Genomic DNA, 13,460 nt, shown 5'->3' on the forward strand with positions numbered 1-13,460 from the left:
TTATCAGGTTCAAATTGATCTTGAGAATTTTTTTATATCCTTCCGTTCATCCTCAAGAAAATATGACGAAAATTGTCCAATATGATAAAGGTGCTTTAAAGGAAAGAGCCTTTGCGGTTTGGGCTTTATCTTCTCTGCGTTAATGGGTTATGAAGTAGTGAAGGCGCTTGAAAAATAAATAAGGGAGAAGAGAATAAGATGAACGAAATGTTTGATTTAAGTGGCAAGGCAGCAATCATTACAGGAGCAGGCAGAGGTATTGGTAGAACACTTGCTGAAGGTTTGGCTAACGCTGGAGCAGATGTTGTCCTAGTTGCTCGAACAGAAGAAGAAGTGAATAATGCGGCAAATGAAATATCTAAAAACACAGATCGTAAAACACTAGCACTGGTTTGTGATGTTACTGATGCAGAGGCTGTAAATAATACCGTGAGCACGGCGTATGAGCATTTTGGACACCTTGATATTTTAGTCAATAATGCCGGGGTAAGTGTCCGTGAAACAACATTTAATTTATCTGAAGAAAACTGGGATAAAGTGATGGACGTTAACTTTAAATCAGTTTTCTTGATGTCCAAAGCCGTTGGAAGCTATATGATGAAACAAAAATCAGGAAGAGTCATAAATGTAGCCTCAGTGGCATCTGCATTAACGTTATCATCGGGAACACCATACGGACCAAGCAAAGCAGGTGTCGTTCAATTAACTCGGCAATTGGCAAATGAGTGGGCAACACATGGGATTACGGTTAACGCGATAAGCCCTTGGTTTTTTAAAACATCATTAAATGCAAAAGTGTTAGAAAACGAGGAATTTCGTAGTCTATTAGAAAGTAGGACACCGATGAAACGTCTTGGTCAATTAGAAGAAGTCATTGCTCCCGTTGTCATGTTTTGTTCAGACCGTGCAAGTTATATTACTGGTCAGAATCTTTTTATTGACGGTGGAGTAACTAATTACGCGTTTTAACTCCAAAGAGTGGACCAGACCGTGCGATGTTATGAGACAACTGGCTGAAGTCTAACGAATGCGTATAAACGAGACTTCTATCTATCGGTTGGACTAGCTGTTGTCAATTGTTGTAGCTATATATGTTTATCAAGGAGGAACCGTATTCATTTATTTTAACTGCTCAGTTATTTGCTAAGAAAGAATATAAAATGTGGATATCTCAGCATATCAATTCATAGGGAAAGGAGGGTTTGATACTTCGTTCCTGTATTCCAAGCAGCAACATTTATTTCTATTAAATTAAAATATGAGTTTCTATTGACAACTTTTAAAATTTATCATATCTTATACATAACTAAATAATCGTACAGATGTCTATTTACACCCTTCTGCATCATGAAGCCTTTAGCATTCTTTTAATATTAATATTTTAATCTTGACGGGATGAAAAAGCATTCTAATGTAGAAAGGGAAGAATAACATTCATCCGATTTATTCTATAATTGGATTGGACTAAATTAAAGTTGTAACGATGATTCCTTTAAAGGAATTGAAAATATAGTATATAATAAATGACCAATAATAAAGGTAGCTCTTCAAAAAACTTCCCAGAAGTTAGTTGAAGTGAAACCGACAATGTTCAAGATTCAGTGATCTAACATCATCATTGAAATTTTGAGGTTGTCGGTTTTTTTGTTGGAAAAAATAGAGATACATAAAAATATGTATTAAATTATAGAAAAATATCATTGGATTTAAAGGCCTTTTGAGCAATAACGATATTTAAAAAGGGAGAATTTGAAATGTTAGTTTCACTGAATTTATCTTCATTGTTAACATTATTTTTTATTATGCTGATTGCTTCTGGGATAAGTGGACTAGTGTTTTTACATCCACGCGTACCCTTGCGTTTTGTTCGCATTCATATTGGTATCTTGGCTTTTCCGCTTTTGGTTTCTTTACTGATGCTTGCCAATAGGAGTGTGAATGGAAATGTTGGCCCTTGGCACTTCGATTCCTTAGCTGGGTTAATGACTTTCTTTGTTTTGGCAATTGGTCTAATTATTCAGCGTTTTTCTGTACGTTACTTAATGGGTGATCGGTCGTACCGAAAATATTTTACGCTTTTTACTTTCACTACAGGATCTGCTTCAGTTGCATGGTTAAGTGGCGATCTCCGCTTGATGGTTATATTTTGGGGAGCAACTCTTGCCGGTTTAACTTTACTTATAAAGTTAAACAGTGCTTGGCAAGTGGCTAGTGAAGCGGCCAAGGTTTCCGGTCGATTATTTTTGTTAAGTTGGTTTTCATTGTTTTTCGCGATGATGTGGCTTTTTCAAGCCACAGGTCAATGGCAGTTATCATTGGTTTTAACAAATGAAAGTTTAACCCAACTGGGAGGATGGGAGAAAACAGGGATTAATCTATTGATTGTATTAGCAGTGATCATTCCTGCAGCTCAATGGCCATTCCAAAGATGGTTAATTGATTCTATTGTTGCTCCAACTCCTGTTTCTGCGATTATGCACGCAGGTTTAGTAAATGCAGGCGGGATCATACTGGCTCGATTTTCTCCTCTATTTAATGGAGGTATCGCTTCGATTATTTTGCTTATGCTTGCTAGCATCTCAGTATTGATTGGAACTGGTATTAGTTTAGTTCAGGTTGACTATAAACGCCAGTTAGTAGGCTCCACGATTGGACAAATGGGGTTTATGCTCATCCAGTGTGCATTAGGAGCCTACATCGCAGCCATTATTCATCTTATTTTACATGGTTTATTCAAGGCTACGTTGTTTTTACAGGCTGGTTCGGCAGTACGGCGTCATGAAGGATCAGCTCGCGCTAATGAAGGAACATCCTATTTATGGATTATAGCTGGTCGGATTTTATCCTTAGTTATAGGCGTTGCTTTTTGGCTCGTTGCTCCTGGAGAGGGTTATCGATTCATTAGTGCCCTAATTTTAGGGTGGTCACTGTCCGTTTCTTGGACTCAGCTCGTAGCTTTTGGAAAGGGAAGAATGGGTCGAATTGCCGGCTTAACATTTTTAGGCGGAGCAGCCTTTGTATATTTTATCATTCATAACCTCTTCTATAAGTGGCTGCATACGAGCGTTTTTCAAAGTGTTCAACCTCCAATGTCAGCTGTCATCATTGTCGTCTGTCTTTTACTATTTGGCAGTGCTTTAGGTACGTGGGTTGCTCGTCATCGTTCTTCAGTTTTGTTCGCAGTACTCTATCTTCGGTTAGTACGATTAGGTGAAGCAAAACCAAAGACAGTAGAGAGTCATCCAGACTACCTTAAACAATATTTATCATAAGGAGGTAATAAGTGTTGGGCATGACATCCGTATTAACGAAAGAAAATGTAAAAAAGAAAAATACAGAGATTGATTTTCAAGATAGAGATATTAACGTTCTAATTGAATCAGCCAGCCGAGTCATTGCGCCACTTTGGCCTATTTCAACATTTGCTGCACGTAACCCGTGGATGGGACTTGAAAACCAACCTTTTGACAAGGTTGCTGGTTGGTTGAAAGATACTCGTGATGTTGATATATACCCTAGTGCGTCTATGATCCGTTCGGCAAAAAATAAAGGTGAGATTGATGAAGATTTTGTAAAAATGGGGCTGCAGCGTTGGCTTGATTCACACTCCTTTAACATCCCGCGGGACGTGGCAGAACGCTTTTGTCAGGCTGGATTAAAATTAAATCCACTTCCTTCCACCCTTTTATCATCACATAAGCTGGAACAAATGGTGAATGAATGTAGTGGACTGAATACCGATCATATCGAGAACTTTTTTATGCAGCCAATCAGTTCGTATATAGAGCATCAAGACGGAGAAAGGTTAGTTAATATACTTGATCATCATGTTATCAAGTGGTGTAAGTTATATCTGGATGACTCTCAAGCAGGTTGGAAAATGCCTAATCGTGAGGAGGGTTTCTATCGTGCCTGGCAGCAACTCATTCAATATGATTCAGCACTTAGTAAAAAGCAGCGTGAAAGGTTAAAAGGCTGGCCGCAAGAGGCACATATCGCTTTACAAGAAGCCTTATTCGCACTAGAAATCCCAGAATCAGAAATCCAGACTTATCTTGAAGGTCATTTACTTTCCTTACCTGGATGGGCAGGAATGATGCTTTGGCGTTCCCAACAATCAAGCCATGAACATGCACTCCTTACAGAATATTTAGCGGTTCGGATATCCATGGAGTGGGCCCTTATAAAGCCATTTTTACCTTTGAATAATCAACGATCTCAGAAAGAAATTTCGATTACTCCCCTTTTAGCGGCTTGGATTCATTGGGGAGGCCTTACATTAGAGGAATGGTCACAGATGTCGGCCAACGAACAAAACGAATATTTATCATTTGCCTATAGCTTTGATGAGAAGCTTCGCAGGAAACTTTGGCTAGAAGCTTGGGAACAAACACACACTGATCGATTAAGTCAGAAGATCGTCACGAAACAGCGTGAAACCAACGGTAAAAAATCTGCAATAGCTCAATTTGCATTCTGTATCGATGTACGATCAGAACCTTTTCGTCGTCAACTAGAAAAAGCAGGGCCGTTTGAAACGATTGGTGTTGCTGGTTTCTTCGGGGTGCCGATTGCAACTTGTGAACTTGGCAGTAAACACAGTCATGCCTCTTTGCCAATCATACAAAAACCGCAACATAAAATAAAAGAGTTCGCAGATGAAGATGCACTTGAAAAATACAACCAACGCAAGCAAGCATTCCATTCCGTAAGCCATACATTTAAAACGATGAAACAGAATGTACTGACGAGCTTACTTCTCCCTGAGTTAAGTGGACCTTGGCTTAGTCTGCAAATGGTGGCGCGTAGCTTTGTACCAAGAAAAGCTGATCGTTTCATTCGTCATCTCCGTGAGTCGTGGTTACGTAAACCAGATACAAAACTCTCTCTTCATGCTGATTATGTAACGGAGGCAGAAATACCTGTAGGTTTTACTGAAGAAGAGAAAGTGAACTATGCTCGGCAAGCACTAAAAATGATGGATTTAACAGAGAATTTCGCACCATTAGTCGTGATTTGCGGGCATGGCAGTCAAAGTACCAATAATCCTTATGCCGCGGCTCTTGATTGTGGTGCCTGCGGTGGAGCGGCCGGTGGATTCAATGCAAGAGTTTTAGCTGCTTTATGTAATCTTTCAGAGGTAAGAGAAGCTCTTTTAACTGAAGGTATGGAAATCCCTGAGGATACGGTTTTTGCCGCCGCTGAACATAATACAACGATGGATGAACTACATTGGATTTATGTACCAGAACTATCTGAAGCTGCTCAAGAAGCATTTAATCGAATCGAAGCCGTTATGCCGACAGTGAGCCATCATGCAAATGCAGAACGTCTAGCCCAATTACCGAATTTCCAATCGAAACTTAAAAATCCGAAGGCAGAGGCGCACCGATTTGCGGGAGATTGGAGTGAGATACGTCCGGAATGGGGATTGGCGCGTAACGCCGCTTTTATTATCGGCCAACGTGAACTAACTAAGGATTGTGATTTGGAAGGAAGAGCCTTTCTTCATAATTATGATTGGAAGCAGGATGAAAGCGGTGAGCTCCTAGCAAATATTATTGCAGGGCCTGGAACTGTGGCCCAATGGATTAATCTACAATATTACGCATCAACGGTAGCACCTCATTATTATGGCAGCGGAAGTAAAGCAACTCAAACCGTTACTTCAGGTCTCGGAGTTATGCAGGGGAATGCAAGTGACTTGTTAGCCGGACTGCCTTGGCAATCCGTCATGCAATCAGATCATGAGGCTTATCATTCTCCTCTTCGGTTGTTAATCGTCATCCAAGCACCTAAAGAATTTGTAGAACGATTATTAAATAATGATTCAGCATTTCTAGAAAAAGTTCAAAATGGATGGGTTCGACTGGCTAGTGTTGATCCAGAAGGACATTGGGAAAACTGGTAACTGCTAAAATGATTTCAAATATATTTGTTACTAAATCAAAAAGAGGTGGGCAATATGAGTGTAGATAAAAATAAAAAAGTATTATTTTTGACGGACATGGAAAACGGGCTGGAGCCCATTCTACAAGAAGTGACTCATACTCCAGCAGAAAATATGTTGACGATACAAAGCTATGGTGCCGATATCTCACATCCTTACGGAGAAATCATGAGGTCTGTTATTATTGCAATTTATCAGGAAGATGTTGAGGAGGTTTTTGTTGTAGGAACAAAAGATAAGAGAACTTCCACAGATCATGTACGAATCCAACTTGAAACAATGAAAGATAAACTACAAACACTGGATTATCTTTTTCAAAATTGCAGGCCTGAATTTTCAGGCGGTACATTCGATGAATGGCTAAATGGAAATGAAAATAGCAGTGACGCTATTGAAAAAAGTGTTGATATCATTCGTCATCATCCATTAGTGCCGTCATATGTTAAAGTTCGAGGTTTAATCGTTAATCAAAAGGATGGACAATCCTCAATTGAGGAGGTCCCTGCTATTAAAACAGCGTCAAGCGTTACCTGATCATTGCTTGTTATGATGAAATGGAAGATGTGTACCCATATATGGAATAAAAGCAGCAAGGAGAAGGTATGAACGCTAATTTAACTGATTTTGTCGCGAAAACAATAGAGGAAATGAGCTCGTTTGATCGTGAAAATACGGATTGTATGAAAGAAATTATCAGAAAAGCCATTGATTATTATCATTTAAAATCTTATGAAGAAGTTGGGGAAATCGATTTAGGAAGCGTTCAATTTTTGCATGTTCACTCTATGGTGGAAGAAAATATGTTATCCAAAATGGTAGAGGTCATAAGAAACGGTGAAACTGATTTGGATATTGAAGGTGTATATGAAGGACATGTTGTAAGAGAATATTAATGAGACGAAATAACAATAGAAGATGCTAATTTTCACCAGGAGATGTTTTATATATGAGAAAGTCGAAGGGTTCTTTTGAATCAGAGATCAGTAAGTCCATTACTCAATGGGAAAAGGATTATCTAGGGCGTGGTTCTGTATCTGTTAAGACTGATATACTGCGGGATATGATCATCGTTAATTTAAAAGGAATTTTAACACCAGCTGAATATGCAGTTTGTGGATCAAAAGAGGGGCTGTTATCTATCAAACAAACTCGTTCGGAGTTAGTTGAATCAGGGGTAGAAGGTCTTAAGGAAATTATCTTAACGATAACTGGAGAAGAAGTGAAAAGTTTCCACACCGATTTAAGCTCTCGGACAGGTGAACGAGTGATGGTGTTTAAATTAGGTAATGATCTAGAGAAAAAATTAGAAAAGATCTTATAATATAAAAATTGGAAATGCTTAAGAACACTATGATTCAAATGCCGTAAAATTCAACATTATTAACTGCCGCTTCTTTTGTTTTATAGTTATGGCATCAACTTAAGCAGCCGTAAAGAGAGATTAATTCATACGCTGTCTTGTTATTCATGAAGATTCAATGGTTCCATTTCGTATCCTTTCCATATCACGTGAAAGGAGCATCATATGAAAACATTATGGAAACTAAAGGTACAATAGTGGAGGTTGATGGGAACAAGATGAAAGTGTATGAAGAGGGAAGGATACGGTTTGTATTTATGCTCGTCGAGGATTTCTGGGCCTATATGTTAAGTATTCAAAGGCTGAACAGGTTGGCGTATTGGTTCAACATGGCAATGTTTTTATTCGTGATTGACGGAATTGAATTTGATCGAGATGAGAACAGTGAAGGGTTGGGTAAAGATTATTGACGATATATGCAGGCTGCTTGCGATTACTTATGAACTGCAGACAAATGAGAAAGGAACGGGGTTCTTGTTTTCAAAAGAGTGACCCCGCTGATGTTTTTCTTTCGCCCATAAACTCTATATAATAGGTAGAAAGAAATGGGGTGATCAGCATATGTTTAAAAAAATCATTAAAACGATCAAGCGCCTCTCAAGCAGCTCTAGCGACCGATATCGCAGACACCGGCATTACAGCAGCAGCCGGCGCAGACATTATCGCAGCTACAGCAGCAGCTCAGGCAAAAGAAGACACTACGATCGTTATGGCGGCAGTCATCGTTACAAACGCCGGAGCTACAGCAGCAGTTAATCCAAAAAAGTTCTTGTTCCGCTTTTGGGACAAGGGTTTTTTTATGTGACCGATTGAATGGCCCGGTTTAGATCCTCGCGAATAGAAGCGGTGTGCTGATACTCTTCATCAATGCCCAATAATTTTTTCAGCAGCAAGGTTACTTCTTTAGTCAGCGTTAATTCCTCCAGCCAGGTGCCGTTTTTCTTCTTTTTTCCTTTATATTGAGAGTACAGCAGGAATAACAGCGTTTCTCCGAGATCGAAGAAGTCATCCTGTTTTCTCACCTTTACTTCCTCTGTTTCTTCAGGAGTCAATTGTTTGGCAAGGCCGAAATCGATGAGGCAGAGCCTGCCGTCATTAATGATGATATTAGGCGTTCTGATGTCGCTGTGGAATATTAGGCGATCATGCAGATATTCCACAATATCAAGCAGCTGTGAAATCAACTGTAACGCCATAAGTTCTGTAAACGGCTGTTTTTGAAAAAATAATAATTCCTCTATATTTTCTCCATCAAAGAACTGCATGACATAGTAAGCCTGTCCGCCTATGATGAAATCATCCTTGAAGGCCGGGATTTGCGGGTGGTGCATGCTTTTTAGCAGTTTCATTTCCTGCTGGAACCGGACTCTTTCTTTTTCCTTCTTCGCTTTTGTCGGACGGAGCTGTTTTAAGACATAAGGTGTACGGGTATGGACATCGGTGCACAAATAAACCAAGCCATAGCCGCCCATTCCTAGGCATTCTTCGATTCTGTATTGATGATTAAGAATAACGCCATCCTTTAGAGGGCGGTCAAAAAGTAGCTTTTTTAGCTGTATGAATGCCATGTCTGCACTTCCCTTGGTTGTACTGATTATAGTTTATCAAAACAATTGCAATCTAGGCTAAGTCAATGGAAGCTAAGCATAAAAAAAGAGCTGGATCATGGAATCTGAGCCAGCTCAATATGACATTAAAACTGCTTTGTGACATCGTATTGATAATCTATTTTTGCTTTTACATTACTCATCGTCGATCTAGCAGTTGCTAATGTATTATATTTAAAACTCCATACCTTAGCGACACTGAGTTGATCTGACAATGATATGTCATAAGACCCTGACGTCGAGCTATTCACAAGTGCACGGCGCCATTCGTTATTTTCGCTCGTCATGATGAAGTGGCGTGTATTTCCCTGGCTTGGTGTTTGAGTGGCGGTTGTTTGTACTCTGGTAACAATGGCATCGCGCGGTATTCCTGATTGGTTTGTTAAATCAACCTTGATCACGCTGGAGTCAGAACCTGAGGGGCTCAGGGTAGTATTTCCTATATTTTCAGCAGCGCCGCTGAATTGGAATGTTCCGCTGCCGGATTTGATTCGGTCTTCAATTGAAAGTGTAAAATACATGTTCCCGGTATAGGTGCCGCGTGACACTTTCACATAGAAGGTATCCGTCGTGTTTTGGGCGTCAGCATTGGCATAAATAAAAGAAGAGTACGTATTAGGATTAATGACTTCTGTGCCTTGCGAAACAGGCACTCTGTTTCTATTGAAAATTTCTATTTTCATCCCTGTGTACGTGCTTTGATATGTACTTCTCACATAGACTTTTTCTCCCTTATTAGCTGTAAACGTGAAATAGGCTTCATCTTGCCCAGCTTCTAAAACCGTTGTATCGATATTCTTATATTTCCAATAACCGATTGGCGCTGCGGTATCGAATGAATTGTTTCCTGTAATCGCAGTAACCCCGGCGGCTGATGCCGAATAAGTAAAGGTGAATAAGACAGACAGTATCAACGCGAATGAGATAAGCCATTTTTTGGTCATACAAACAACCTCCTTTTATTTCCATCATACATAATAATGTTTTAAGTGTAAATAAATGTTTTTCAAGGTTAATATATACATTGGCACTGCCGATAAAAAGGGTAAGAGAGAATTGTTCAGGAGGGAACGCAATGCGTCTGAATCGGCAATTTATCCGTACTCAGCTGATGGTACAGAACATATTGAACAGAAATGCGGCTGCTACGCGCAAGAATACGTCTGAAAATAAACCAGCGGTGCTGGAAAAGGCATACAGCAGGCTTGAGTCACCATTTTCAAATGAGGGAATCAATCAGTTCAATTATTCTAAAGCCAGTGTGGCGGGAAACAGCGGGACTTTCAGCAAGGTGTATCAATCAGCGAATGATCGAACAGTGACAGATACAGGGGAGGAAACAGTGATTCAATCCCAAAACCCCTATGAATCTGAGAGTGATATCAGAAATAAAATACTAGATGAAAAATACAGCAGAATGAATGCGATTAACAAAACGAAGTCTGATCCATTAGGCTATATAAAGGATAAGTACCAAAATTCAAAGTCTCCTTATTTCAGAAGTGATCTGTCTGCTGCAGAAAGACAGGCTGCTTACGATAATGAAACAGAATGGCTATTCAAAGGAAAGGCGCAAAACTATAATCTGCAGGATGCCGCATTTCGCAATGTCACATTTCATGGGGAAGTGGAGGCTGAGAATGCGAAAGTGTATCAGCGAAGCCAGGTGAACCAGCAGCTGCAAGTGCTGTTGAATCGAAACGATATTCACATTCCGCAGGGGATAGAGCTGACATTTACGATTACGCCGGTTGACTATAAGGTACAGGTGAGCGGGACAGACGATCAGGCACTGATAGAGCAAATTGAGCAAGTGCTGCAATCTGGAGACAATAGCAAAGAGCTGTTTTTACATATTATGAAAAGCCTAAGCAGTGATTCAGCACAATTTTCCGAAGAGGCATATCAAAAGTATCAAGCTGCTCGTGAGATGTACGAAGTCACAGGCTATCATTTGAAGGATTTAGAAGTGATTGATGGGCGGTTCGTAACGCCTGATGGACGTGACTTATTAGACGTATATAAAGAAGAGCTTGAAAAAGATCCTGTGCAAAAACAAACGGCTTCTTATGCTATATCCCACTATCGTTCAGAGCTCAGTAAAATGGTGAAAGCCGGGGGGTATGATGCTATTCCGGATTTTATCCTATCGATTGATTACAGCAATGGTTCTTTGAGAGATGTTGGACAAAGCAAGAGCTATGGCACCGGAGATACCGGGTGGCTTGAAAGATTAAAGCGTCAAACTGGCGTAAATTATGAGGTAAGCTGTTCATTGTGAGCAGCTTTTTTTTATGGGAATATAAAGGAGAAAAGAATTTTAATACTCACATACTTTCATTATATTTATATAAAAGATTGTAACCAAAGTTCTGATCAAAAACTTTGAGTAAAGGTGTTTACCTGAAAAAAACATTTGTGTTTTCCAGAGAAATTTATTATGATGAAATAAGTAATTTTGGAGATTATATAACCGTTCTATGTTCGAATTTTCTGATTGTTATAACTGATTGGTGAGAAAGATATGGGGGCAAGCAGGCCTGATGCTATCTCATTTTCGAGTATTTTGGAAGAGGGGGAAGAGAAGTGGCAAATAAAGAATTAAAGAGGGGCCTGGGTGCGCGTCATATTCAGATGATCGCCTTGGGCGGTACGATCGGTGTTGGCTTGTTTATGGGTTCTGCCAGCACGATTTCATGGACTGGCCCGTCTGTCCTTTTGGCTTATGCAATATGCGGAATATTTATCTTCTTTATTATGCGTGCAATGGGTGAAATGCTGTATGTCGAACCGAGTACGGGTTCTTTTGCGACATTCGGCCATAACTATATTCATCCTCTGGCAGGTTATATGACAGCATGGAGCAACTGGTTTCAGTGGATTATCGTCGGCATGTCTGAGATTATCGCTGTCGGTTCATATATGAAGTATTGGTTCCCGGATTTGCCTGCTTGGATACCTGGTATCGTGGCAATGGTGATTCTTGGTGCCGCGAACTTAATTTCTGTTAAGTCATTTGGTGAGTTTGAGTTTTGGTTTGCGATGATTAAAATCGTGACAATTATCTTGATGATTATTGCGGGTATCGGGATTATTTTCTTCGGGTTTGGAAACGGCGGAGATGCGATCGGCTTGTCGAACCTGTGGTCTCATGGAGGATTCTTTGCAGGCGGTTTCTCTGGATTCTTCTTTGCGCTGTCTCTTGTCATTGCGGCCTATCAAGGGGTTGAACTGATCGGGATTACAGCCGGTGAAGCGAAGGACCCGCAAAACACGCTAAGAAGTGCGATTCAAAGTATTATCTGGCGTATTTTGATTTTTTATATTGGCGCTATTTTTGTGATCGTGACCGTGTATCCTTGGGATGAGCTCAACTCACTCGGAAGTCCGTTCGTATCCACGTTCTCAAAAATCGGAATTACGGCAGCGGCAGGTATTATTAACTTTGTCGTCATTACTGCGGCAATGTCCGGCTGTAACAGCGGTATTTTCAGTGCGGGACGCATGCTTTATACATTAGGCGTCAATGGACAAGCGCCGAAATTCTTTAAGAAGATTTCACGCAATGGTGTGCCGTTGTATGGGACAATTGCGGTGATGATCGGTTTGGCTGTCGGTGTTGTTCTGAACTATATCGCGCCTCCGAAGATCTTTGTCTATGTATACAGTGCAAGTGTACTCCCGGGCATGATTCCTTGGTTTATCATTTTGATCAGCCACATCGGATTCAGAAAAGCGAAGGGTGCCGCATTAGATAAACATCCATTCAAAATGCCGTTTGCTCCTTTTACTAACTATTTGACGATTGCTTTCTTGCTGATGGTTCTGGTTGGCATGTGGTTTAACGATGATACTCGTATCTCTCTGATTGTAGGCGTAATTTTCTTAGCGCTTGTGGTCATTAGTTATTATGTGTTTGGGATTGGCAAACGTACGCAGGTCAATTTGACAAAAAGCGGCCAAGCGGCTGAATAACCATAGAAAAAGAGACATTCACGGATGTCTCTTTTTTTTATTTTTCGCGTATGGATTATCTCTATTTTAGCAAGCTATAGGGTAAGGATAGCAGAAGGAAAGGTGTGCATAAAATGGATGTTACACTCGGTTATTTGCGTGAATCACTTTCGAATCATCTTGAAAATGAAGTCTGCCAGCAGATTTGCAAGAAAATGCTGGCGAAGCGGTATGTGAATGAAGAGGAATTTGTAAAAGACTTAGATGACAATGAAATGTCTTTTTTGAACCATGTATTAGAAAAAGAAATTAAGTATGCGCAGAATGAACAGGATCAAAAACGCGCCAAGGAATTAAACGAGGTGTATGAATTACTGCTTTGAAAGGCGGGGAAGAAATGGGAGCAATTGAACGAAGCGGATATACATTTCAGCCGGAGTTTAGCATCATCCGACAAAATGGAGCCATCCATGTGTACCATCACGGAGAGTTTGTGGAAGAAATCGAATTTGAATGTAATGGGGAATATCCCGATCATGATTTGATTGAAGAGCTTGTGAATCACTATTGTTTTGAGCATGATATTTAG

At 40.1% G+C, this 13,460-nt stretch carries 12 protein-coding genes and 2 pseudogenes; 12 read left to right on the plus strand and 2 right to left on the minus strand.

Annotated elements, in window-relative coordinates; all coding sequences use genetic code 11:
- The first annotated feature begins 198 nt into the window (after positions 1 to 198).
- From MOF34_RS17660 to MOF34_RS17695, 8 genes and pseudogenes are all read left to right on the plus strand, one after another.
- Complete coding sequence (locus MOF34_RS17660; protein ID WP_268401142.1) at positions 199 to 969, plus strand: glucose 1-dehydrogenase; 771 nt, start codon at positions 199 to 201, stop codon at positions 967 to 969.
- 785 nt (positions 970 to 1,754) lie between these two features.
- Positions 1,755 to 3,272: an NADH dehydrogenase subunit 5 gene (locus tag MOF34_RS17665; protein ID WP_268401143.1), complete on the plus strand. Its 1,518-nt coding sequence runs from the start codon at positions 1,755 to 1,757 to the stop codon at positions 3,270 to 3,272.
- Positions 3,273 to 3,286: 14 nt separating this feature from the next.
- Positions 3,287 to 5,911, plus strand: a complete 2,625-nt coding sequence (locus MOF34_RS17670) for a YbcC family protein (RefSeq protein WP_268401144.1) — start codon at positions 3,287 to 3,289, stop codon at positions 5,909 to 5,911.
- 54 nt (positions 5,912 to 5,965) lie between these two features.
- Positions 5,966 to 6,500, plus strand: a pseudogene (locus MOF34_RS17675) (carbonic anhydrase).
- Between the two features lie 52 nt (positions 6,501 to 6,552).
- Positions 6,553 to 6,843 carry a DUF6407 family protein gene (locus MOF34_RS17680; RefSeq protein WP_268401145.1) on the plus strand — a complete coding sequence of 97 codons (291 nt, stop codon included), beginning with the start codon at positions 6,553 to 6,555 and terminating at the stop codon, positions 6,841 to 6,843.
- Positions 6,844 to 6,896: 53 nt separating this feature from the next.
- Positions 6,897 to 7,271 (plus strand): DUF2294 domain-containing protein, encoded by a 375-nt coding sequence (locus MOF34_RS17685; RefSeq protein ID WP_019713162.1) that lies wholly within the window; start codon positions 6,897 to 6,899, stop codon positions 7,269 to 7,271.
- A 257-nt stretch (positions 7,272 to 7,528) separates the two neighbouring features.
- Positions 7,529 to 7,720: a hypothetical protein gene (locus MOF34_RS21080; protein ID WP_284440101.1), complete on the plus strand. Its 192-nt coding sequence runs from the start codon at positions 7,529 to 7,531 to the stop codon at positions 7,718 to 7,720.
- Between the two features lie 140 nt (positions 7,721 to 7,860).
- Positions 7,861 to 8,123, plus strand: a pseudogene (locus MOF34_RS17695) (hypothetical protein).
- On the opposite strand, the gene MOF34_RS17700 reads toward MOF34_RS17695, so the two are convergent.
- Both MOF34_RS17700 and MOF34_RS17705 read right to left on the minus strand, forming a co-directional pair.
- Positions 8,108 to 8,878 (minus strand): protein kinase domain-containing protein, encoded by a 771-nt coding sequence (locus MOF34_RS17700; protein ID WP_268401146.1) that lies wholly within the window; start codon positions 8,876 to 8,878, stop codon positions 8,108 to 8,110. The pseudogene MOF34_RS17695 and the gene MOF34_RS17700 overlap by 16 nt on opposite strands.
- A 125-nt stretch (positions 8,879 to 9,003) precedes the next feature.
- Positions 9,004 to 9,861, minus strand: coding sequence for a hypothetical protein (locus MOF34_RS17705; RefSeq protein ID WP_019713165.1), 858 nt, complete (start codon positions 9,859 to 9,861; stop codon positions 9,004 to 9,006).
- A 131-nt stretch (positions 9,862 to 9,992) separates the two neighbouring features.
- Here MOF34_RS17705 and MOF34_RS17710 point away from each other — a divergent pair, with 131 nt between their 5' ends.
- From MOF34_RS17710 to MOF34_RS17725, 4 genes are all read left to right on the plus strand, one after another.
- Positions 9,993 to 11,198 (plus strand): DUF4885 domain-containing protein, encoded by a 1,206-nt coding sequence (locus tag MOF34_RS17710; RefSeq protein WP_268401147.1) that lies wholly within the window; start codon positions 9,993 to 9,995, stop codon positions 11,196 to 11,198.
- 305 nt (positions 11,199 to 11,503) lie between these two features.
- The gene (locus tag MOF34_RS17715; RefSeq protein WP_268401148.1) at positions 11,504 to 12,892 is read left to right on the plus strand and encodes an amino acid permease; all 1,389 of its coding nucleotides are present in this window, start codon (positions 11,504 to 11,506) and stop codon (positions 12,890 to 12,892) included.
- Between the two features lie 113 nt (positions 12,893 to 13,005).
- The gene (gene csgA, locus MOF34_RS17720; protein WP_014112471.1) at positions 13,006 to 13,254 is read left to right on the plus strand and encodes a sigma-G-dependent sporulation-specific acid-soluble spore protein CsgA; all 249 of its coding nucleotides are present in this window, start codon (positions 13,006 to 13,008) and stop codon (positions 13,252 to 13,254) included.
- Between the two features lie 14 nt (positions 13,255 to 13,268).
- Positions 13,269 to 13,460: a YbxH family protein gene (locus tag MOF34_RS17725; RefSeq protein WP_268401150.1), complete on the plus strand. Its 192-nt coding sequence runs from the start codon at positions 13,269 to 13,271 to the stop codon at positions 13,458 to 13,460.

It is taken from the genome of Bacillus sp. T17B1 (assembly GCF_026796395.1).
Classification (GTDB): Bacteria; Bacillota; Bacilli; order Bacillales; family Bacillaceae; genus Bacillus; species Bacillus spizizenii_A.